Here is a 21,762-nt window from a genome sequence, read left to right on the forward strand (position 1 = left end):
CCCCTAGTGCGCCACAGCGGCTGCTGCCGCTTCGTCGATAAGACGTCCGGTGCGGAAACGGTCGATGGTGAAAGGTGCATTGATCGGATGTGGTTCGTCTTTTGCGATTGTGTGCGCAAAAACATGTCCCGATCCCGGCGTTGCCTTGAAGCCGCCTGTTCCCCAGCCGCAGTTGACGTAAAGCCCCTGAACCGGCGTCTTGGAAAGGATCGGTGAACGGTCCGGAGTCGTGTCCACGATACCGCCCCAGTTTCTCAGCATGCGCATGCGACGGAAATGCGGGAATAGCTCGCAGATTGCGTCGATGGTGTGATTGGTGATGTGGATGCCACCGGCCTGCGAATAGGAAACGAACTGATCCGTGCCAGCGCCGATAACAAGCTCGCCCTTGTCGGATTGCGAGATGTAGGCGTGGATGGTGTTGGACATCACCACGCAAGGGAAGGCCGGTTTGACGGGTTCGGAAACGAGAGCCTGTAGCGGGAAGGATTCCAGCGGCAAGCGCACTCCGGCCATATCCATGACGACCGAGGTATGACCTGCTGCGACGACACCGACCTTCTTGGCCTTGATGAAGCCCTTGGCTGTTTCCACACCCTCAACAGCGCCGTTCTGGCCCCGGCGGATGCCGGTAACGGCACAATTCTGGATGATGTCGACACCAAGGCTGTCTGCACCCCGGGCGTAGCCCCAGGCCACCGCGTCGTGCCGGGCTGTGCCGCCCACGCGTTGAAGCGCGGCACCCATAACCGGATAACGGATGTTCTTTTCGATGTTGAGCGGCGGGCAGTATTCCTTCGCCTGCTCAGGTGTCAGCCATTCGTTTTGTACTCCCGCGAGACGGTTTGCGTGAATGTGCCGCTGCGCCACCTGAACGTCGTGAACTGTATGCGCCAGCATCATAACGCCACGGGCTGAATACATGACGTTGTAGTTCAGCTCCTGCGACAGGCCCTGCCACAGACCGATGGCGTGATTGTAAAGGCCGGCGCTTTCTTCCCAAAGGTAGTTTGAACGCACGATGGTCGTGTTACGGCCCGTGTTACCACCGCCCAGCCATCCTTTTTCAAGCACGGCCACGTTGCGGATGCCGTGTTCCTTGGCAAGGTAGTAGGCTGTTGCCAGGCCATGACCACCGGCACCGACAATGACAACGTCATATTCGGCCTTGGGTTCAGGAGCACGCCATTGGCGACCCCAGTTCTGGTGCGCGGAAAAGGCGTTTTTCGCCAATTCCAGGAAGGAATAACGCTTCATAAATCAGCGGCTCCGCACGTTTCAGGCTCTCCATCCCAATGATCGAGAATGATCCTGATTTGTTGAATAGGTCAGGGCGGGACCTTAGCGAATTTGATCAGCGCCCGTCCATTTCCGGCATAATCCCGATTGCACGCAAGCTTGCGTATAAGGTTTCAGTCGCTTGTTTGTCAGAATACGACATAGGTGTCAGACAGGGCGCAATCAGGCGCCTTGGTGCGCCCGTAACGCCGGGAAATCACAAGAATCTTTCCTCGTGTGCCAGCATTCGTTCGTTTGGATTTTTTCGCGCAATAGCGCAAACCCGACACGAGATGCCGTTTCGGTTCTTGCAATTGACGCGGGGCGCGGTAACTCTCCATCAAACACTAGAATTGGGAGATCCATCCATGGAAGTTCGTGCAGCTGTGGCCGTCGGTGCCGGAAAACCGCTCGAAGTCACCACCGTGAACCTGGAAGGTCCGCGTGCGTTCGAAGTACTGGTGGAAGTCAAGGCCACCGGCATCTGCCATACGGATGAATTCACCCTTTCAGGAGCGGATCCTGAAGGGCTGTTTCCGGCAATTCTCGGCCATGAAGGGGCAGGCGTCGTCGTCGAAGTCGGTCCCGGTGTGACGACGTTGAAGCCCGGCGACCACGTTATTCCGCTTTACACGCCAGAGTGCCGGAACTGCGAGTACTGCCTGAACCCGAAGACCAATCTTTGTCAGGCGATTCGCTCGACACAGGGACAGGGCTTGATGCCCGATGGATCCTCCCGTTTCACCACACTCGATGGCGATCCGATTCTGCACTACATGGGCACGTCAACCTTTGCCAACTATACGGTTGTGCCTGAAATCGCGCTGGCAAAGATCCGCCCGGACGCGCCTTTCGACAAGGTTTGTTACATCGGTTGCGGTGTCACCACCGGCATCGGGGCCGTTATCAATACCGCAAAGGTTGAAGAAGGATCGCGGGCAATCGTGTTCGGCCTCGGCGGCATTGGTCTCAATGTCATTCAGGGCCTGCGTCTTGCGGGTGCCGACCAGATCGTCGGTGTCGACCTCAATCCGGCGAAGGTTGAAATGGCAACCCGTTTCGGCATGACCGATTTCGTCAATCCAAGCGACGTTGAGGGCGAGCTGGTCCCGTATCTGGTGGATCTCACCAAAGGGGGCGCCGATTACACTTTCGATGCGACCGGAAATGTGAACGTCATGCGGACGGCGCTGGAATCAGCTCACAAAGGCTGGGGTGAGAGCATCATTATCGGTGTCGCACCTGCAGGAGCCGAGATCGCGACCCGCCCGTTCCAGCTGGTAACCGGTCGGGTGTGGAAAGGAACTGCATTCGGCGGCGCAAGAGGCCGTACCGACGTTCCAAAGATCGTTGACTGGTACATGGACGGCAAGATCGAAATCGATCCGATGATCACTCACACGATGCCGCTTGAGGACATCAACAAGGGCTTCGATCTGATGCATGCAGGTGAATCGATCCGTTCGGTCGTCGTCTATTAAGTCCTGAAAAACGTCCGGCACACATATCCTCGATGATGCGGCCGCAGGCCTCCACCGTCCTGACTTCTCTTTTCGAAGATTGGCGGAGGAGGCCTCGGCCAATTACGTTCGAAGTGAACGGCATCTGAGGCAAGAGAAACTCAAAAGGACTTATTCCGATGAAAACCATTTCGGAAAACAAGGCGTTCGGCGGGGTGCAGGGTGTTTACAGCCATGCGTCAGAAGCATGCGCTGGCGAGATGACATTTGCGGTTTTCATGCCGCCGCAGGCCGAAAGTGGACCAGTGCCGGTGCTCTGGTATCTTTCCGGCCTGACCTGCACCCACGAAAACGCCATGACCAAAGCGGGGCTGCAGGCTCACGCTGCTGAGTTTGGCATTGCAGTTGTGCTTCCCGACACCAGTCCTCGGGGCGACGGCGTTGCCAATGATGATGCTTATGATCTGGGGCAGGGAGCAGGGTTTTACGTGAACGCAACCCAGGCACCCTGGAGTTCGCACTTTCAGATGGAGACATACGTCGCCAGCGAATTGCGGGACCTTGTGACGGAAAATTTCGCGGTATCCGTTCATCATGGCATTACCGGTCATTCCATGGGCGGCCATGGTGCTCTTACTTTGGCAATGAAGTATCCCGGGCACTATCAGTCACTGAGCGCCTTTGCACCGATCGCAAACCCGACCCAATCCGATTGGGGCAGAAAGCAATTGGGCGCTTATCTTGGGGGTGCCGAGGACGGTTGGTCGGCGCATGACGCTTCGCTTCTGTTGAAGGAAAAAGGTTGGAGTGGCGATATCCTGATTGATCAAGGCGCGGATGATCAGTTCTACGACCTGCTTAAACCAGAAGCGCTGGTGACTTCGCTGGTGGAGACCAAAACTGCGCACAACTATCGACTGCAGAAGGGGTACGACCACTCCTACTACTTCGTGTCCACGTTTGCGCGTGACCATGTCGCCTGGCATGCAGAACGATTAAAAGGCTAGGGGTTACCAGCCTCATTCAGCCGCCTTTGGGTATTTGCTTCAGCAAGGGACTTTGAAAAAGTTCCTTGCTCGAAGTTCTTCGGCAAACGCAGCTCTCCAAGCATGTACCATTCTTCAATGTGGCCCAGCACGATCGGCTCAAAGACATCGTTGAGCGCTTTGATCGTTTTCCCGACATCGTAACCAGTGGTCGCGTCTTGGCCTTGAATGGCCGGCAGGATGACCAGCTTGAAGCGTGCCGGGCCAGTGCGCTTCAAGTAAGTCGGCACAAGAACACCGTCGCAGGCATTGGCAATCTTTGCCGCAACAACAGCATTGCCTCTATCCGGTGCTTTTCTACCGAACAGGGGCAAATGCACCTGCTTGTCGCGAACCTCATCGATAAAGATGGTCATGGAATATCGACCGGTCTTCATCAGCCTGTGCAGTCGGTAGGCGGAGCGCTGCCCGGGAGGGAACAAATACTGGTCGCGCTTTCTCCGGATGGCGTGAACAATGCGGTTCTTGAAACGGTTTGGCTCCGGTTGAAAGGGGCCAATGCTGGGTCCCGCAAGCCCGTCGTGAATAGCAACGAACAGCGCTTCCCAGGTGCCAAGATGCATCGAGGTGAATATCAGTGGTCGACCAGTTCGGCGAGCCGCTTCAAGATGTTCAATTCCTTCAACTGAAATACGAGCATCTTTCCATAAGTCGTTGACAATACAAAATTCAGAAATTGTTCGTCCGATGTTTTGCCACCAACGGTTCAACGCACGTTTTTCTTGTGCTGGGTCGTGCCACAAGCCTCGTGTCAGAATTGCGAAATTTCGCTCGATGCGTGAAGGAAAGATCTTTTTTCGATAGGACCAACGGACGAGTGGAACGAGCGCACGCCCGATTTCGGATACAAACCAATCGGGGCAATGCTTCAAGACAACGTGAAAGATCGTATTGAGAAATCCGTCTTTCGTGTGCCGAAACCAATGCAGGTGCGCTGTTTCACGCGAGGCAGGATCGCGCGCGACAATATCACGAATTGGCGGAACTTCAGGCTCTTCCGCCAAAGTCTCCTCGAACGGAATATCTTCCAGCTTGAATGGTTTGTTCATGAAGCCCGGGGATGCAGTGTCATTGGCAAATTGTCACCGGGGCGCAGCGTAAGGCGAGCCACAGGTTGGACGTCAGTGCCGTCCTTCAGTCGCAAGTCGAATTTCTGAGCAAGTATCGCAAGGCTCAAGATCGATTCGGTCATGCCAAATTGTAACCCTGCGCAAATACGCGGTCCAATGCTGAAAGGAACATACCCGTATTTGTTCGGTTTCTTGGCTTTCGGATCCGTGAAACGCTCCGGCACAAATGCATCGGGCTTTGACCAGAGCACCGGATTGCGGTGCATGAGCCATGGCACAACCATGACCAGAGAGCCTTTCGGAACTGGCTTGCCTCCGATTGTCGTGTCCGACATAGTCTCGCGCGCCAGGATTGGAACGGGTGGATAGAGACGCAGGGTCTCTTCTATGATTGCCTTTGTGTAGGGCAATTTGGCGACGTCCTGGAAGCCAGGTGTTCGCCCGGCCAGTACGGTGTCCAGCTCATTTTGAAGTTTTTCACGGCACCGTTTGCTTTGCGACAATAGAAACCACGCCCATGCGAGCGTGTTGGCAGTGGTTTCGTGGCCGGCCATGAATATGACGGCGGCTTCGCTTCGGATAGCTTCCCTGCTGAGCGGATTGCCATCATCGTCGCGCGCTTCCAGGAGACCTCCAATAACGGATGCTTCACCCTTCTGTTTTTGGGCTTGATAGCTGTCGATAATCTCGTCAAGAACGCTCATGATGCGGTCGACCGGTTTCTTGATAGCTCGCCCACGGAAGCGAGGCAGCCATTCAGGCAGTCCGAGAAGTGACAGAATGTCTATTTGGTCGATATGGCGCTGGTAGTCGGAAAAACCTTGTACGACTTCAGATGCGTAGTCTTTGCCAAGTTCGCGCCCGAAAATGGTTCTGCAGATGATTTCAGCAGTAAGATGCGCCATTTCGGCAAGGGCATCTATTTCGGCGCCGCTGCCCAAAGCCGTCCATTCGTCGCGTTTTTCTTCAATCGTATCAGTCATGATCGGGGCGAAACCCCTGACGCGTGAACCGTGGATAATGGGAGCCACAATCTTGCGCCGCTTCGCCCAGGTTTCCGTGTCGCTGATAAACAGGCCATCCCCGAGCAAGGGTTCCAGCGCATGGCGCATTTGTGGGCTCTTGCGCTGAAGCACGTCATGATTTGCCTGAAACGCCTCGCGAACAACATCAGGGCGGTTGCAGATCACCAGCTCGCGCGTGAACACCTTCTTGCTTCTTAATCTGCTTTGAAAGTCATCGAGCCCCCAAATAGACAGGAAATTCCTTTTCGCCATGCCGATCAGAGACCAGACAGGCGGCATCTTTTCGTATCGGAAAGGGTAGGGAGGAATGAAATCCTCGGACGGCGAAGATTGGGGCTGCCCGGAATTTTGCAATTCCACAGGCCGGTGTGGGGAAGCGGTCACTAAATCAATCCAAATTCACGAGGTTTGTTACTCGGAATAACCCGGAAAGTGACTATTAGTCACTTGGGCTTAACACGTAAAGCGCTCAAAGCCAGTCCGACCCAACTTGCGATAACCAGCATTCCGCCTATCGGGGCGGACATGGGAAACAGTCGCTGACCGGTCAAGACCCTGCTGAAAAGGTCTCCGCAAAAAAGAAGGAGCCCGAGTCCTAGAAAAATCGACACGAAGGGAAGAAGCGGAACTTTCCTTATCTGAGCAACAACCCCAATCGCTAAGAAGAGCGGCGCGTGAAACAACAGCATTTGAGCCGCCGTGCTTAAAAGAGCTGGCGCCGACGAATGCGCAGACAATGCAAGGCTGATAACGCCGAGAGCGCCTGTCAGGCCTGCCACCACAAGGCAAATTCGTAGAAGAAGCGCCGTTTGTTCGGCCGGTGGAGACATCGGTTTGATCATGACTTCCTCAGGCATAGAGCGCGGCCGATATTATCCGGCCGCTTGATCTCAGGCTGCAAACCCGCGTTTTTCAAGAAGTGCATCAATCTTTGGAGCACGCCCGCGGAAAGAAACATAGGTTTCTTCCGGGTCCGGGCGGCCCCCAGCCGCATAGATGAACTTCAGAAGTTTCTCTGCTGTCTCAGGGTCGAAAACATCGCCAGCCTCCTTGAAGGCGTCAAAGGCGTCGGCGTCCATCACTTCCGACCACATGTAGCTGTAGTATCCAGCCGAATAACCGTCTCCGGAAAAGACGTGTTGAAAATGCGGAATGCGATGACGCATCGTGATGGCGCTCGGCATTCCAATCTTGTCAAGTTCACGCTTTTCGAATTGAGCGACATCGATGTCTTTTGGGTCATCAAGGAGATGCAGTTCCAGGTCGATCAGTGCAGAGGCGGTGTATTCAACCGTCGCAAATCCCTGATTGAAGTTTGCTGCTGCCAGCAACTTCTCCAGAAGAGCCTGAGGCATCGGTTCGCCGGTCTTGTAGTGGACTGCGAACCTGGACAGTACTTCCGGCTCCGAAAGCCAGTGCTCGTAAAGCTGTGAGGGGAGCTCGACAAAATCGCGCGCGACACTTGTTCCGGAAATCATTGGGTACGTTACGTTGGACAAGAGGCCGTGCAACGCGTGGCCGAATTCGTGAAACAGAGTGCGAGCATCATCGAAGGTCAGAAGCGTTGCTTCACCGGGAGCGCCCTTTGAAAAATTCATCACGTTGACGATGATCGGCGCGACGTCTCCGTCTGTTTTATGCTGGGAGCGGAAGGCACTCATCCAGGCGCCTGATCGCTTGGAAGGGCGCGCAAAGTAATCGCCAAGGAACAAGCCGACATGCTTGCCTTGCCGATCCATGACTTCAAACACTCGGACGTCTGGGTGATAGATTGGAAGGTCTTCAAGTTCCTTGAAGGAAAGACCGAACAACCGATTGGCGGTGTCAAACGCCGCATTAATGATGTTGTCGAGTTGCAGATATGGTTTTAGTTCGGCTTCGTCGAGATCGTGTTCCGCCTTGCGAACTTTTTCCGAATAGTAACGCCAGTCCCATGCTTCGATCGCATGATTGTTGCCGTCTGCTTGCGCCATCGCAGCCAGCTTGGCCTCCTCGTCGCGGGCCTGCGTGACCGCCGGTTGCCAGACTTTTGTCAGCAGCTCGCGTACGTTTTCTGGAGTTTTCGCCATCGTGTCATCAAGCTTGAAGGAGGCAAAGTCGGCAAACCCGAGCATCTTCGCCTTTTCGGAGCGCAGCAGCAGAGTTTCCTTGATGATATCCCGATTGTCGGTGTCTCCACCATTTTCACCGCGCGCGGACCAGGCCCTGAATGCTTCTTCTCGAAGCCTGCGATTGGTGGAGAATTGCAGGAATGGCTCAATGGAAGAGCGGGAAAGCGTAATGACGTGCTTTCCATACAGGTCTCGTTCCTTCGCAGCCTCTGCGGCAGCAGTCAACAGGAAGTCAGGCAATCCGGCCCGGTCTTCTTCACTCTCGAGCACCAGCTGATAGGTGGCTTCATCCTTCAAGACGTTTTGTGAAAAGCTGGTGCCGAGGGTCGCAAGGCGTTGGGAGAGCTCCGCCATGCGAGACTTTCCGCCGTCATCCAGACCTGCTCCGGCGCGTTGAAACATCTTGTAGTAGCGTTCCAGTACTTTTTGTTCCTCTTCGCCGAGGTCAAGCGTTTCACGTTGGTTCCAAAGAGTTGAAATTCTTGCAAACAACTTTGCGTTCAACAGCATGTCTGATGAATGCCTGGCGAGCTTGGGGGCAATGTCTCTTTCGATTTTCTGGATTGCGTCATTGGTGTCTGCACCAGAAAGGTTGAAGAAAGTCCGGGCGACTTTTGTGAGTTGCTTGCCCGATCTTTCCAACGCAGCAACCGTGTTTTCAAATGTGGGGTCGGTTTCCTGGTCCGCGATCGCGTCGCTCTCCTGCCGAGCTTCTTTCATACTGATGTCGAACGCTTCTTCGAAATGCGAGGGCTCGATCTCATGAAACGGAGGCAATTCAAAAGGAGTGGTCCAGTCGGCAAGGAGCGGATTGGTGGTCATGGGTGTCCTCGATTGAGAAATTTTGTGTTCGCCAGATATGGCGTCGGAGTTTGGCGGTTCAAAGAAAAATGCTCCGAATAGGCTCAAAGAAACCAGATCCCTGGCCCCGGACATTTTCCTCACAATAGGCTTTGTGCCGGGTGCGCGACTTAGGAATGCGCAGGCTGGTCACCACATGCTCTTGGCTGCACGTTGCGGCCATTCCTGATCATAGGATACACCATCAAAGCTTTCCTTGATTTCCTGCATGATCATTCCTGGAGAGGGCAACTCGCCGAGAGCGACTTGCTTCTCAGCGTTCCAGACATCCGCACGAATGATCGCGCGCGCGCATTGAAAATAGACGGTGTCAACTTGGACGACGATAACGGACCTTGGCTGCTTGCCTTCTTTCTCAAAAGACAGAAGGAGATCAGGGTCGACTGAAATTTGTGCGTGTCCGTTGATTCTCAACACATTGTTCCAACCCGGAACCATGAACATCAGAGATACACGAGGATCGCGAATGATGTTGCGCAGGGAATCGAGTCTGTTGTTTCCACGTCTGTCGGGCATCAGAAGAGTTCGGTCATCCCGGATCCGGACGACCGGTTCATCGTCACCACGCGGTGAGCAATCTGTTCCTTCGGGACCGCAAGTCGACAAGGCGCAAAAATTCGACGCTTCCACGATCTTCCTGTAGGCCGGGCAAAGATAGTCGATTTCCTTGATCAGCGAAGCCTCTCCTGCGGTGCCGTAATGGGCGTGCAGTTCGTCCAATGACGCCAAAATGGTCATGAATCAGTATCCCGGTGTTTGAATGGGGCAAGGTGTCGAAGGCAAAGGGACCATATATTTCGTGGCTGGGAGCCGTCAAATTCGCTTTGGCGGTCATGAGAGCGGGTTCTCTATGCAACTTTCGTATAAGTGACTGATAATTGTGATGTTTTTTGACCATTACGTTCACGGAACTTTGCGCCGCGGAAATGCAAAATATTAATCATTTGGATTTGCAGAAGATTTTTAATGGTGCAATGCAAAATAATATTCAGGTAAATGTAGATTATTAGCCGTGAATACTTCGAAAGTATAATAAGAGTGCTCAAGTGCCCGCGCCGATAGTCGTATTGCTGTTTTGTAATTGCTCTTTTTACAGTCGACGTAGCTTGCAGTTTTGGCAATGAGGAACCGGGTATCCGGTCGGGGAACAGGTCAGTGCTGCTTGCGGCTGTACAGCTATAGCAGGCGCGTCCGAGGTGGACCGCCATGCCTTTCTGGGAGGAAAGTATGAGCTTAATTCGTAAACCCCTTAACCGCCGTTCGATTCTTCGCGCCGGTGCGATGGGCGGGGCAGCTCTTGCCACGCCGACTATCTTTACCAGCAAAGCCTGGTCCGCAGGTTATCTGAACGAGCCGACAGGGGCCGAAGTCATCCTGGGTTTCAATGTTCCGCAAACAGGCGCATACGCCGATGAAGGTGCAGACGAACTGCGCGCCTATCAGCTTGCGGTCAAGCACCTCAACGGTGAGGGCGACGGCGGCATGCTGAACACGTTCTCGTCCAAGGCCCTGCAGGGCAACGGTGTGAATGGCAAGAAAGTCGCCTATGTGACCGGTGACACCCAGACCAAATCCGATGCTGCGCGCGCATCCGCAAAGCGTATGATCGAAAAAGACGGTGCGGTCATGATCACCGGCGGATCGTCGTCCGGTGTGGCCATTGCGGTTCAGTCTCTGTGTCAGGAAGCCGGTGTTATCTTCATGGCCGGTCTGACGCACTCCAACGACACCACAGGCAAAGACAAGCGCAAGAACGGCTTCCGTCACTTCTTCAATACCGAGATGTCCGGTGCTGCACTGGCTCCGGTGCTCAAGAATGCATTTGGTACAGACCGGACCGCTTATCACCTGACCGCAGACTACACCTGGGGCTGGTCGCAGGAAGGTTCGATCAAGAAGTACACCGAAGGCATGGGCTGGAACACAGCGGCTGCTGTTCGCACACCTCTGGGTGCAGGTGACTTCTCGCAGTACATCACACCGGTTTTGAACTCCGGAGCTGACGTGCTGGTCCTGAACCACTACGGCAAAGACATGGTGAACTCCCTGACACAGGCAGTTCAGTTCGGGCTTCGTGACAAACAGGTCAACGGCAAGGACTTCGCGATTGTCGTACCGCTGTACTCGCGCCTGATGGCCCAAGGTGCCGGTGAAAACGTCAAGGGCATTTTCGGTTCCACAAACTGGCACTGGTCGCTTCAGGACGAAGGCTCCAAGGCATTCGTTAAGTCCTTCGGTCAGGAATACGGTTTCCCGCCAAGCCAGGCTGCGCACACCTGCTACGTTCAGGCTCTGCTGTACGCTGATGCCGCACAGCGCGCTGGAACGTTCGAGCCTTGCGCGATCGCAGCTGCACTCGAAGGCTTCGAGTTCGACGGCATGGGCAATGGTCCGACCCTCTACCGTGCGGAAGATCACCAGTGCTTCAAGGACGTTCTCGTCGTGAAGGGGAAAGAAAACCCAAGCTCGCAGTTCGACGTTCTGGAAGTTGTTGAAGTGACCCCGCGTTCGCAGGTCGAGTATCCTGCAGACATGCTCGGTGGCGAGCTGGGTGCCTGTAACAACGGCGCTTAAGGTCTGATGAAAAACAGCCGCCGGAGGCCCGGCCACCGGCGGCTGTCGTTTTTTGGGGGAAGGCTCTGCAGCTGGCGGCAAAACCATGGATGTGATTCTACTTCAATTGCTCAACGGGTTGGACAAGGGCGGCGCCTACGCGCTGATCGCTCTCGGATTGACCCTGATTTTCGGGACCCTTGGGGTCGTCAACTTCGCCCATGGGGCGCTGTTCATGCTGGGCGCGTTCTGCGCGGTGTCTTTCAACGCATTGCTCAGTCTAGAGCTGGTGACGGTTGATCCGACACAAACCACTGCCTGGGGCACGCCTCTTGAAGTCCGCACCCCATATGTTGAAGCGTATCTTGGCGATTTCGGAGCCTGGGTTCTCAACTACTCGGTGCCTGTCTCCATACTGATCGCCATTCCCGTGATGTTGCTGGTCGGTTTCATCATGGAACGCGGGCTGATCAAGCATTTCTACAACCGGCCGCATGCGGATCAGATCCTTGTGACGTTTGGTCTTGCGATTGTTTTACAGGAAATCATCAAGTCGATTTTCGGTGCGAACCCCATTCCTCAGGCCGCTCCCGGCGCGGTGCGCGGTGCCGCTGACATTGGAGCTGCTTTGGGCTTCGATCCCGGTGTGATCGTTTATCCCTATTGGCGAATGGTCTATCTCGGCTTTGCCGCCGCGGTGATTGCCGCTGTCTTCGCGTTCCTTCAATTCACGACATTCGGCATGGTGGTTCGAGCCGGTATGGCGGACCGTGATACTGTCGGTCTCTTGGGGATCAATATTCAACGCCGTTTCACGATCGTTTTCGCGATTGCCGCCGTTGTCGCAGGTCTTGCCGGCGTCATGTACACGCCGATCCTGCCACCTGACTATCATATGGGTATGGACTTCCTGGTGCTCAGCTTTGTCGTGGTAGTCGTCGGTGGGATGGGATCCTTGCCTGGTGCTGTCGCAGCTGGTTTCCTGCTTGGTATTCTCCAGTCATTTGCTTCCATGAACGAAGTAAAGGCGATCTTCCCGGGCATCGACCAAATCATCATCTATCTCGTAGCAGTGGTTATCCTGCTCGTGCGGCCGCGCGGGTTGATGGGCCGCAAAGGCGTCATGGAGAACTAAGAACATGACAACGACTTCATCTCCTACGCGTGACGCTATCTACTTCGTGATTTTTGCCGCCGCGGTCCTGACAATGCCAATCTGGCTGGCGCCGATCGGTGCCGGATATCCGGATCTTTTGCAGAAGTTTGCCATCTTCGGTCTCTTTGCAACCGGGTTTAATCTACTGTTTGGCTTGACGGGCTACCTGTCATTCGGACATGCAGCATTCCTGGGGGTTGGTTCCTATACCGCTGTCTGGTCGTTCAAGCTGCTTGGCATGAACCCGATTCCGGCCGCAGTTCTTGCAGTCGTTACTTCCGGTATCTTCGCGCTGGCAATTGGTTACGTGTCCTTGCGTCGATCTGGAATCTACTTCTCTATCCTGACACTTGCCTTCGCTCAGATGTCCTACAATCTGGCCTATTCGGTTCTCACGCCGATTACCAACGGCGAAACCGGACTTCGCGTTCTGGAAAGCGATCCCCGTATCTTTGATGGTTCATCGCAGACAGACGGGCCGTTGATCTCGTCATTATTCGGGATCGAAATGACGGGATATGCAGGGTTCTACTTCTGTGCGGTTGTGCTCCTGATCGGTTTCTTTGTTGCGCAGAGGATCTTCCGTTCTCCGTTCGGCATCATGTTGCGTGCTGTAAAGACCAATCAGAACCGGATGAACTACACCGGACTTAACCCTCGTCCCTATACGCTTGCGGCCTTCGTGATTTCCGGCATGTATGCAGGGCTCGCCGGTGCGCTTATGTGCATCACCGATCCGCTGGCCGGTGCGGAACGCATGCAGTGGACCGCATCAGGTGAAGTGGTTCTCATGACCATTCTTGGGGGAGCCGGTACTCTTCTCGGCCCGATTCTTGGCGCCGCCCTGATCAAGTACTTCGAGAACATTTTCTCGGCGTTCAATGAACAGACTTTGCATCAGATCTTTGGTTTCCTGCCGGACTTCCTGGAAACCCCGGTCGTGGCTGTTACTGGTCTGTTTGTTGGTGAAGGCTGGCATTTGACACTCGGCGTGCTGTTCATGCTGATCGTGATCTTCCTGCCTGGTGGTCTCATGGAGGGCATCTCCAGGATCACGCGTCTGTTCACTCGTTCTTCACGCAAATCCGCGCCGACCGGCGCGACCGCCCCAGCTGAGTAAGGATGTAGAAATGGAAATCTTACGTGTCGAGGGTGTGAACAAGTCGTTCGGTGGTTTGAGAGCCCTGAACAACGTGAACTTCTCGGTGGAAGAGGGAACGGTTCACGCAATCATCGGTCCCAACGGAGCAGGGAAATCAACCTTCCTGAATTGCATGATAGGTCGTCTTGCTCCTGATACCGGGACCGTGATGTTCGGTGACATCTCACTCACCGGCATGAAGCCCTATGAAATCAACCAGGTAGGCGTTTCCCGCGTGTTTCAGACGCCGGAAATCTTCGCCGAGTTGACTTTGCTGGAAAATGTCATGATCCCGACTATGGCGAAGCGGGACGGTGAATTCGCCCTGCATGCCTTCAAGCGTCTGGATCGTGATGCGGAAATCCGGGACAAGGCACTTCATATGCTGGAAGATGTCGGGCTCGCGGAGAAAAGGGAGATCATTGCCGGATCTCTTTCGCGTGGCGACAAGCGGAGGCTTGAGCTTGCCATGTGCCTGTCTCAGGATCCCAAATTGCTGCTTCTTGATGAACCGACCGCCGGCATGTCTCGCGCCGACACCAACAACACGATCGATCTGCTGAAGAGGATCAGCGACCGCGGCATTACCAAAGTCGTGATCGAACACGACATGCACGTCGTGTTTTCGCTGGCAGAGAAAGTGACGGTTCTGGCTCAGGGTGCGATCATTGCAGAAGGCAGGCCGGAAGACATAAAGGGTGATCCTCGTGTGCAGGAAGCCTATCTTGGAGGAGCACACCTGTGACCATTCTTGAAGATCAGTTTGCCGGCAAAACTGCACCGTCCATCAAGCCGCAAAAGGCGCGGGGCACTGCGCCCGCCTTTTTCTCCGCCTGGGATATCCATTCCTACTACGGTGAGAGCTACATTGTTCAAGGTGTCAGTTTTGATGTCCGTGAAGGTGAAATTCTTGCGCTTCTTGGCCGAAACGGCGCCGGCAAGACGTCGACCCTGCGGACAATCGCCCGCATGGACGATCCCAATCTCACACATGGCGAGATCTGGCTGGATCACAAGCCGCTGCACGAGATGAAAAGCTTTCAGGCTGCGCGCGTCGGAGTTGGGCTGGTCCCTGAAGACCGACGCATCATTCCGGGGCTCACGGTTCAGGAAAACCTGGAACTTTCACAGATTGCGGAGCCCAAGGGGTGGTCCATTGAACGGATCTATGATCATTTCCCGCGTCTGGCCGAGCGCAGATCCCAGGAAGCCGTGACCATGTCGGGTGGCGAACAGCAGATGCTCGCCGTTGCACGGATTCTTGCACGGGACATCAAGCTGCTCCTGCTCGACGAACCCTATGAAGGGCTTGCACCGGTCATTGTTCAGGAAATCGAGCGCATTCTTGAAGGTGTTAAGGACCTGGGAATCACGACCATCATCGTTGAGCAGAACGCTATCGCGGCGCTTCACCTTGCTGATCGGGCTGTCATTCTCGACATGGGCGAAGTGGTCTTCGACGGCGTGGCGCAGGAGGTTCTCGACAACGCGGAACTGCGCCAGGAATATCTGGCCATCTAGGCCAAGCCTGTCAAAACGGAACGAAAGCCGGCGCTCAGTGCCGGCTTTTTTCGTGCGCAACCTGAAGTGAATCTTCGTGTTGCGGGAAACCTTTGCAGCATCCTATAGTTTCGGCCGATATCTTTCTTTTCATTTGCTTCAGTGGTGTCTTGTGTCCGTTCTAAGATCTGAATTGCCCAGCCTTGTCGGCTTTCTTGTATTCGCGGTTTTTACTGCCGCCGGAGATGCCCTGAAGCCTGAAGAAATGGGTGTTGGTGTTTCGCTAGGGTTGCTGGCAGTTATCTTTCTGACCGTTATGTGGTGCGCGTTTTCTGTCGTAAGGCACGCTGAATGCCTGGCGACAATTCTTGGAGAGCCATTCGGAACACTTATTCTTACTCTGGCTGTCATAGGCATAGAAGTCGCACTGATTGTCGCGATCATGCTTTCCGGAGAAGCTGCGCCGGCCATGGCACGCGATACCATGTTTTCCGTCGTCATGATTGTATTGAACGGTTTGGTCGGGCTTTGCCTGTTAGCAGGAGGACTGCGTCACCGGAACCAGACCTACAACCTGCAAGGCGCCAACGCCTTCATGTCGATCCTTGTGCCCCTTGCTGTTTTTGCACTTGTTTTGCCAAGAGTGACACACTCTGCTCCGGGAGGAGAACTGTCTCCTCTACAAGCTACATTCGAAGTCATAATGTCGATACTGCTCTACGGCGTGTTTCTGGCAATCCAGACCGTCACGCATAGTGACATTTTCCGCCAACCGGATGACACCGACGATGATCACGGCCATCACAATGTGGTTGTCAGGTCGATTCCCTTTCATGTTTTTGGACTGTTCCTGGCGTTGCTGCCGATCATCCTCCTTTCCAAGAAACTGGCGCTCTATGTTGAGTTCGGCATTGCCGGCGTTGGGGCTCCGCTGGCGTTGAGCGGATTCATCGTGGCGGCGCTTGTGCTGATGCCAGAAGGATTGAGCGCGCTTCAGGCCGCGCGGGAAAATAAACTCCAACGTGCCGTGAATATCTGCCTGGGCTCAGCGGTTGCGACCATCGGCCTGACGGTACCAGCAGTTCTTCTTGTTGGCTGGGTAACCGGACACACGATCGAGCTCGGGCTGAAATTTGCGGATATCATCATGCTCGTCCTGACACTTTTCGTCAGTCTCATCACCTTTGGTTCGAGAACGACCAGTTACCTGCAAGGGGCCGTACATCTGGCTCTGTTCGCGGCCTATGTCATGATGATTTTCGATTTATCCTGAAGAATCCGCAAGATATCCCGTGCTCAAGATGTCATTCGCTTGGTGCGCAAACGCGAATGTGCTTTGGTCCGTTTCACAAAATTCCAAAACTAAAAAAGGTGGCAAATGCTGCTCCTGTCCGAAGAACAAACCCGCGATGCACTGCCGTTTTCCGATCTGATTGATTCCTTGGCGGACATGTTCCGCTCCGGTTGCGTGATGCCAACGCGCCATCATCACGATGTGGAGATCCCGGGAGAGGCGGATGGAACCATGTTGCTGATGCCGGCCTGGTTGCCCGGAGAATACTCGGGAGTAAAGGTCGCAAATGTTGTTCCGGGAAACTCCGGTCGAGGCCTGCCGGCGGTCTCAGCCCAGTATCTCTTGTCCAACGCAGGCACTGGCGAAATGCTCGCAATGATTGACGGTGGAGAACTGACAGCACGCCGGACTGCCGCCGCATCAGCCCTTGCTGCAAGGTATCTGGCACGCGCCGATGCAAGTCATCTTCTGGTCGTTGGCACAGGTCGCCTTGCGCCCAGCCTGGTCGCTGCCCACATGGCGGTTCGACCGATCAGGAAAGTCTCGATCTGGGGCCGTTCAGTGGCAAAAGCCGAGGCGCTGGCCAAGGAACTCGAGACGCAATTCCCCGCCAAGTTTGATGCTGTTGAAGATCTTGAGAATGCGCTTGGCGAAGCCGATATCGTGAGCTCCGCAACATTGTCCACCGAACCCCTGGTTCTTGGACGCAAACTCAAGCCCGGTGCACATGTCGATCTGGTGGGCGCTTTCAAGCCGAACATGCGGGAAAGCGATGATGATGTGATCAGACGAGCCGATGTATTTGTCGATACGCGCGATGGTTGTCTTTCCGAAGGCGGCGACATTGTACAACCGCTTCAGTCGGGCTTGATAACCGCGCAGGACATCAAGGCCGACCTTTACGAGCTTTGTAGGGGCGACCACCCCGGTCGCGAAAGCGATGACGCCATCACCATGTTCAAGTCTGTTGGTGCGGCCTTGGAGGACCTTGCCGGAGCGATACTTGCTTATCGAAACGCTGAACAGTAGCGGCTGATCATTGGTACCGGTCAGCCCAGTTAAGTTCAGCCCAGTTCAAATGTGGTGATGCCGTACATCTGATCGAGGGGAAGATCGGGCACCGATCCCCGGTACATACGGAATGTCTCAAACTCCGGAGACAGCTCGTACTTCTCGGCCAGAAGCAGCGCTGCAGCGTTGGGTTCCGGTGTGTCCAGCATGATGTATTGCCCCTTCACCGGCCCGGCGAGGGCCCGAAACAGGGTGTCTGCGATCTCTGGAGTGTCTGCGAACAGTGGACCGATCTTGTAGCCTTCGTAGCACTGCCGGATAACGCCGTAGCCTTTCACTTCACCGTCCTCGACAAAGACAAATCCTCTCCGCGTTTCAAGCATCGGTGCCGTCCACAATTGCAGGAACTCCGTGCGTGGGGCGGGAAAAAAGCGTCTGTCATAGTCTCTGACAGACGGAAAGATACCTTGTCCGAGCGGCGCCACACGGGAATCCATCGGAGTATCGCAAATAGAAATCCCGTATTGGCGTATGTTGCGATAGATCTTCCTGAAACCGTGTTCACCATAGCTGGCGGTCTGCTCATTCACGGCGTCCAGGCCACAAACCCGAGCGCCAAGATATTTCATGGCGTGATCCCAGATCTGGTGACCATATCCCCGTGTCCGGAATTCACGCTTGCAGATGTACAGGCCGATGAAGCCGAATTCATCCCCGTAGCGGACCGCTGAAATGACGTTGATTAGCTGTCCGTCGATTTCCCCGGCGAAATAGCCGTTTGGATCAGCCGCATGGAAGGGCGGGCCGTCGTCCACGCCGGGATTCCAGCCTTCCTGCATCGCCATCTCCAGAGGAATGTGCATTTCAACATCTTGGAGGCGGCGGATTTTCAAAGTTTCAGACATCTGACTTCCAGCTGCTGCAATCTCGTCATTACGTCCTGCAACCTAAATCGACTCGTTGAAAATAGAAATCCGGTCATTCGAAATTCAGGTTTCTGCTTCCAGCTCTACAAAGACCCTGTCCGGTTTCGTCGATGTGTGGCTTGCGTCCCGACGACAAGTATGCATCACTTTACTCAACGTTATTTTTAGAGATTCAACGCTGCCTCGATTCCGTTTGAAGCAGCTATCATGTGTGTTTCGTCACAGACACTTATTTGTTCCAAAGCAAAACTGCAGTGCAAGGTAAGGCGCTGAGGACGCTATGAAGAAACGGAATTATTTGTCAGCTGTCTTGCATTCGGCAAGGCAAACGGTTTCCGCTCCGACGTCAGGTTTTTGTCGGGCGATCCATGTCGGCCTGATCAGTCTGCCACTCGGCTTTGCCCTGACATCATCACAAGCGTTGGGGGCGACGACTGATGACGCGGGCCGGCGCATCGCGCTGGTCATTGGTAACCAGGACTATCAATTTGTCGAGCCGCTCGAGAATCCGTTGAACGACACTGAGGAGATCTCGAGGGTCCTGCGGGAAGCGGACTTCGAGGTCACGATCGGTACCAATTTGAGCAAGAAGGAACTCGAAAAGGTCGTTCGCAAATTCCTTCGTGAACTCAATGATGGCGATACCGCGCTGTTCTATTATTCCGGCCACGCGCTGCAGGTTGGCGAGTCCAATTTCATTCTGCCGGTCGATGCACAGCTGTCGTCGCAATACGATCTCGAATTCGAGAGCCTCAAAGTCTCGCATCTGCTGGATTACATGAAGGCCGCTTCCAGTCTGCAAATCGTGATGCTGGACGCTTGCCGGGACAATCCGTTTGAAATCGGCAGTCTGTTCTGGGGCGAACAGGAATATGCGCTCGGAAAGACACGCGGATTGCGGCGCATACCGAACAAACTCGGATCCTTCATTTCCTACGCGACGCGTCCTGGGCAAGTCGCGTATGACGGGGAAGGACCGATGAGCCCTTTCACAACGTCAGTCGTCAACAATGCCCTTGATCCCACACTGGAGATCAAGGACCTGATGACGAAGGTTCGCGATGAGGTGGTTCGCAAGACTGGCGGTCAACAGATCCCTTATGAAGATTCCACGCTGGTAACCAGGTTTTACTTTGTGCCCCCAAAGCCGGAACCAATTGTGATGGCGCATCATCGCGTCAGCGTTCCGGCCGGTCAGGAGGCATTTGCGCTTAATATTCCCGAACCGGTACAGCCGGAAGGCGGCAAACTGCAGGCAACGCTGACCCTGTCGCCCGAAAAGGGAATGCTGCGAACTGCAGATGGCAAGGAAGTTGCTGAAGGTCACGTGATAAGTGCTGCGGAACTCGCATCCATTGAGTTTGTTCCGGGCGAAGCGGCTGCCGGTGATGTCGAGCTGATAGGTTATCAGGTTGAGGATGAGTGGGGCGGAACAGCCTCGGCGATTGCTTCCATAACGATGGTGCAGGCAGACACGCCAGTTGCCGACAATGCCTCGGAAGCTGACAAACAGGAAAAGCTCTCAAGACTGCTTGCCTGGTTGACCGACTTGTCCACAAAGGGAGCTGTTGAAGCTGATATCGGTGTCGGGCCCGTGCCGATCTATCCGGAGGCGCCAGTGACGGGATTGCCTGCGACCAGCGACTGGCTCAAAGTTGTCTCGGTTGATCCGGACCTGCAGCTGTCGTCAGAAGGACGCTTGCTGCAAAACGGTGATCGGCTTCCGGTCTCTTCCCTGGCATCACTCACGGTGCGACCGCAGATCGGCAGCGAGACTGAAGCACGTCGTTTCCAACTCGAGCTGCCGGCACAGTCAGGGCATACACCGGAGACCATCACGCAGATTGTGCAACCTCGGGTCAATCAATGCGATCAGCTGGCAACGCAGCCATTCGATTTGCAGGCAGTGACAGAAGGACGGCTGGCGAACGAACTTGATCCGCAAACCGTCGACAAGGCGTGTGCTGAAGCCATGGCTGCATACCCGGAATTAGGTCGGTTCGTGTTCCAGCGTGGTCGCGGAGCGTTTGCTGGTGGAGACCTCGATAGCGCCATTTCTTATTTCGAGCGGGCCTATCAGATGGGCCATGTGCGGGCCGGGCAGGTTCTGGGCCGCATGTACTACCTGGGCGCAGGTGTGGACCGCGATCGGAAAAAAGCCGTCGAGCTTTATCGCAAAGGGGCAGAAAGGGGAGATGCCTATGCGCTTCATTCTCTGGGCATGGCCGAAATAAAAGGGGAAGGAACAAACCAGGACGAAAAAGCCGGATTGGAGAAGCTGCTGCAATCCGTAGAGGCGGGGCATACTTTTTCCTACAATGCCATCGGCGGATTTTATCTGAGCGGGCAGCACGTCTCGGAGAACGTTGATCGGGCGGTCTACTACTACAATCGGTCTGCTGCTCGAGAAGACATCTATGGCTTCCTCAACATGGGCACGCTTTATCGTGACGGCAGAGGCATCCCGGTTGATTACGATGCTGCGCTGGGCTGGTTCAAGAAGGCGCATGACGGCGGCCACCCTGCGGCAGGGACAGCAATAGGCTTGCTCTATTTCAATGGTCAGGGCGTGGAAAAGAGTTCTGATGAAGCCACAAGATGGTTCCGTGAAAGTGCCGAGCGAGGAGATCCCTGGGGAGCTTACAACACCGCTTTCATGCTCGGAAAACAATCAGGTGAGAATGCCCAGCGCGATCGAATCCGCATGTTGGCCATGTCTGTCGCAGTGGATCCGTCTTCTCCCGCAGCCGAGAAAGGCAAGGAGGGGTTGGCAAAAGCATCCTCCTCGCTCAAGGCAAAGGTGCTGCAACAGGCTTTGACCGATCTCGGATTTGAACCAGGGCCCGTAGACGGACAACCCGGACGCAAAACACGCGAAGCCCTGACAAGATTTTTTAACTCCTCGGACCGCGCCCCGGAAAAGGGGGACGAGGCTCTGATCGCCCTGGTGAAATTTCAATGGGAACAGAGCCGACCCCGGTACGATTTATTCTAGGATTTTAAGGAGAGGTAAGATGAAATCAGATTTGAAGTTTCTGTCGGCGCTAGGTGCTGCGGCGCTGTTAATCGCGGGTTGCCAGGCTCAATACAAGCCCGGTGTAACGCAAGCACCGCTGGCGAGCACTCCACCCACTCCTGCAGCATCGTCTCCTCAGGTTGCCTCGGCCTCTCAAGCCGCACCAGCCGTTATTGACCCGATCAATGATCCGAGCCTTCGCGACAACAATAACGACAGCGGCGGCGGCGGTGGCGGCGGTGGCGGCGGTGGGGGAGGCAACGACAGCCCCGGCGGCGGTGGCGGCGGTTCCTGGAACTAAGCTCTAACGCGCC

The 21,762-nt window shown here is 55.0% G+C and carries 18 protein-coding genes; 11 read left to right on the plus strand and 7 right to left on the minus strand.

Annotated features, from left to right (window positions below; all coding sequences use genetic code 11):
- Positions 1-3 precede the first annotated feature (3 nt).
- Positions 4-1,257: a sarcosine oxidase subunit beta family protein gene (locus tag ABLO27_RS04070; RefSeq protein WP_353030633.1), complete on the minus strand. Its 1,254-nt coding sequence runs from the start codon at positions 1,255-1,257 to the stop codon at positions 4-6.
- A 389-nt stretch (positions 1,258-1,646) separates the two neighbouring features.
- Here ABLO27_RS04070 and ABLO27_RS04075 point away from each other — a divergent pair, with 389 nt between their 5' ends.
- Together ABLO27_RS04075 and fghA are read left to right on the plus strand one after the other, a co-directional pair.
- Positions 1,647-2,759 carry an S-(hydroxymethyl)glutathione dehydrogenase/class III alcohol dehydrogenase gene (locus ABLO27_RS04075; RefSeq protein ID WP_353030635.1) on the plus strand — a complete coding sequence of 371 codons (1,113 nt, stop codon included), beginning with the start codon at positions 1,647-1,649 and terminating at the stop codon, positions 2,757-2,759.
- Between the two features lie 158 nt (positions 2,760-2,917).
- Positions 2,918-3,745, plus strand: coding sequence for an S-formylglutathione hydrolase (gene fghA, locus ABLO27_RS04080; protein ID WP_353030637.1), 828 nt, complete (start codon positions 2,918-2,920; stop codon positions 3,743-3,745).
- On the opposite strand, the gene ABLO27_RS04085 is transcribed toward fghA, so the two are convergent.
- From ABLO27_RS04085 to ABLO27_RS04105, 5 genes are all read right to left on the minus strand, one after another.
- Positions 3,742-4,833, minus strand: coding sequence for a lysophospholipid acyltransferase family protein (locus ABLO27_RS04085; protein ID WP_353030639.1), 1,092 nt, complete (start codon positions 4,831-4,833; stop codon positions 3,742-3,744). The two genes, fghA and ABLO27_RS04085, sit on opposite strands and share 4 nt — an antisense overlap.
- Positions 4,830-6,158 (minus strand): cytochrome P450, encoded by a 1,329-nt coding sequence (locus ABLO27_RS04090; RefSeq protein ID WP_353030641.1) that lies wholly within the window; start codon positions 6,156-6,158, stop codon positions 4,830-4,832. The genes ABLO27_RS04085 and ABLO27_RS04090 overlap by 4 nt, the downstream gene beginning before the upstream one ends.
- A 164-nt stretch (positions 6,159-6,322) precedes the next feature.
- A complete protein-coding gene (locus ABLO27_RS04095; protein ID WP_353030643.1) occupies positions 6,323-6,721 on the minus strand; it encodes a DUF423 domain-containing protein in 399 nt (132 codons plus the stop codon).
- Positions 6,722-6,769: 48 nt separating this feature from the next.
- A complete protein-coding gene (locus ABLO27_RS04100; RefSeq protein ID WP_353030645.1) occupies positions 6,770-8,812 on the minus strand; it encodes a M3 family metallopeptidase in 2,043 nt (680 codons plus the stop codon).
- Between the two features lie 168 nt (positions 8,813-8,980).
- A complete protein-coding gene (locus ABLO27_RS04105; protein WP_353030647.1) occupies positions 8,981-9,589 on the minus strand; it encodes a pyridoxamine 5'-phosphate oxidase family protein in 609 nt (202 codons plus the stop codon).
- A 489-nt stretch (positions 9,590-10,078) separates the two neighbouring features.
- Here ABLO27_RS04105 and ABLO27_RS04110 point away from each other — a divergent pair, with 489 nt between their 5' ends.
- The 7 genes from ABLO27_RS04110 (at position 10,079) to ABLO27_RS04140 (ending at position 17,524) form a co-directional block, all read left to right on the plus strand.
- Positions 10,079-11,425 carry a substrate-binding protein gene (locus tag ABLO27_RS04110; protein WP_353030649.1) on the plus strand — a complete coding sequence of 449 codons (1,347 nt, stop codon included), beginning with the start codon at positions 10,079-10,081 and terminating at the stop codon, positions 11,423-11,425.
- An 85-nt stretch (positions 11,426-11,510) separates the two neighbouring features.
- Positions 11,511-12,539 carry a branched-chain amino acid ABC transporter permease gene (locus tag ABLO27_RS04115; protein WP_353030651.1) on the plus strand — a complete coding sequence of 343 codons (1,029 nt, stop codon included), beginning with the start codon at positions 11,511-11,513 and terminating at the stop codon, positions 12,537-12,539.
- A 4-nt stretch (positions 12,540-12,543) separates the two neighbouring features.
- A complete protein-coding gene (locus ABLO27_RS04120) occupies positions 12,544-13,680 on the plus strand; it encodes a branched-chain amino acid ABC transporter permease (RefSeq protein WP_417714737.1) in 1,137 nt (378 codons plus the stop codon).
- A gap of 10 nt (positions 13,681-13,690) precedes the next feature.
- Complete coding sequence (locus ABLO27_RS04125; RefSeq protein WP_353030653.1) at positions 13,691-14,446, plus strand: ABC transporter ATP-binding protein; 756 nt, start codon at positions 13,691-13,693, stop codon at positions 14,444-14,446.
- Entirely contained in the window at positions 14,443-15,222 is a 780-nt protein-coding gene (locus ABLO27_RS04130) for an ABC transporter ATP-binding protein (RefSeq protein WP_353030655.1), read from the plus strand. Before ABLO27_RS04125 ends, ABLO27_RS04130 begins: the two co-directional genes overlap by 4 nt.
- Positions 15,223-15,394: 172 nt before the next feature.
- Positions 15,395-16,474 carry a calcium:proton antiporter gene (locus tag ABLO27_RS04135; protein ID WP_353030657.1) on the plus strand — a complete coding sequence of 360 codons (1,080 nt, stop codon included), beginning with the start codon at positions 15,395-15,397 and terminating at the stop codon, positions 16,472-16,474.
- Between the two features lie 105 nt (positions 16,475-16,579).
- Complete coding sequence (locus ABLO27_RS04140; RefSeq protein ID WP_353030658.1) at positions 16,580-17,524, plus strand: ornithine cyclodeaminase family protein; 945 nt, start codon at positions 16,580-16,582, stop codon at positions 17,522-17,524.
- A gap of 35 nt (positions 17,525-17,559) precedes the next feature.
- On the opposite strand, the gene ABLO27_RS04145 is transcribed toward ABLO27_RS04140, so the two are convergent.
- Positions 17,560-18,411 (minus strand): GNAT family N-acetyltransferase, encoded by an 852-nt coding sequence (locus ABLO27_RS04145; protein ID WP_353030660.1) that lies wholly within the window; start codon positions 18,409-18,411, stop codon positions 17,560-17,562.
- Between the two features lie 301 nt (positions 18,412-18,712).
- Here ABLO27_RS04145 and ABLO27_RS04150 point away from each other — a divergent pair, with 301 nt between their 5' ends.
- Positions 18,713-21,427, plus strand: a complete 2,715-nt coding sequence (locus tag ABLO27_RS04150; RefSeq protein WP_353030662.1) for a caspase family protein — start codon at positions 18,713-18,715, stop codon at positions 21,425-21,427.
- Between the two features lie 19 nt (positions 21,428-21,446).
- Positions 21,447-21,749 carry a hypothetical protein gene (locus ABLO27_RS04155; RefSeq protein WP_353030664.1) on the plus strand — a complete coding sequence of 101 codons (303 nt, stop codon included), beginning with the start codon at positions 21,447-21,449 and terminating at the stop codon, positions 21,747-21,749.
- Positions 21,750-21,762: the final 13 nt, after the last annotated feature.

The sequence above is a fragment of the Roseibium sp. SCP15 genome (assembly GCF_040329435.1).
Lineage (GTDB): Bacteria > Pseudomonadota > Alphaproteobacteria > Rhizobiales > Stappiaceae > Roseibium.

Excerpts from the sequence above, each read along its gene's own strand:
- ABLO27_RS04125 (WP_353030653.1), top strand. The coding sequence starts at position 13,691 with ATGGAAATCTTACGTGTCGAGGGTGTGAACAAGTCGTTCGGTGGTTTG.
- ABLO27_RS04095 (WP_353030643.1), bottom strand. The coding sequence starts at position 6,721 with ATGATCAAACCGATGTCTCCACCGGCCGAACAAACGGCGCTTCTTCTA.
- ABLO27_RS04145 (WP_353030660.1), bottom strand. The coding sequence starts at position 18,411 with ATGTCTGAAACTTTGAAAATCCGCCGCCTCCAAGATGTTGAAATGCAC.
- ABLO27_RS04090 (WP_353030641.1), bottom strand. The coding sequence starts at position 6,158 with ATGCCGCCTGTCTGGTCTCTGATCGGCATGGCGAAAAGGAATTTCCTG.
- ABLO27_RS04100 (WP_353030645.1), bottom strand. The coding sequence starts at position 8,812 with ATGACCACCAATCCGCTCCTTGCCGACTGGACCACTCCTTTTGAATTG.
- ABLO27_RS04140 (WP_353030658.1), top strand. The coding sequence starts at position 16,580 with ATGCTGCTCCTGTCCGAAGAACAAACCCGCGATGCACTGCCGTTTTCC.
- ABLO27_RS04115 (WP_353030651.1), top strand. The coding sequence starts at position 11,511 with ATGGATGTGATTCTACTTCAATTGCTCAACGGGTTGGACAAGGGCGGC.
- ABLO27_RS04110 (WP_353030649.1), top strand. The coding sequence starts at position 10,079 with ATGAGCTTAATTCGTAAACCCCTTAACCGCCGTTCGATTCTTCGCGCC.
- ABLO27_RS04070 (WP_353030633.1), bottom strand. The coding sequence starts at position 1,257 with ATGAAGCGTTATTCCTTCCTGGAATTGGCGAAAAACGCCTTTTCCGCG.
- ABLO27_RS04120 (WP_417714737.1), top strand. The coding sequence starts at position 12,544 with ATGACAACGACTTCATCTCCTACGCGTGACGCTATCTACTTCGTGATT.
- ABLO27_RS04150 (WP_353030662.1), top strand. The coding sequence starts at position 18,713 with ATGAAGAAACGGAATTATTTGTCAGCTGTCTTGCATTCGGCAAGGCAA.
- ABLO27_RS04105 (WP_353030647.1), bottom strand. The coding sequence starts at position 9,589 with ATGACCATTTTGGCGTCATTGGACGAACTGCACGCCCATTACGGCACC.
- ABLO27_RS04075 (WP_353030635.1), top strand. The coding sequence starts at position 1,647 with ATGGAAGTTCGTGCAGCTGTGGCCGTCGGTGCCGGAAAACCGCTCGAA.
- fghA (WP_353030637.1), top strand. The coding sequence starts at position 2,918 with ATGAAAACCATTTCGGAAAACAAGGCGTTCGGCGGGGTGCAGGGTGTT.
- ABLO27_RS04155 (WP_353030664.1), top strand. The coding sequence starts at position 21,447 with ATGAAATCAGATTTGAAGTTTCTGTCGGCGCTAGGTGCTGCGGCGCTG.
- ABLO27_RS04085 (WP_353030639.1), bottom strand. The coding sequence starts at position 4,833 with ATGAACAAACCATTCAAGCTGGAAGATATTCCGTTCGAGGAGACTTTG.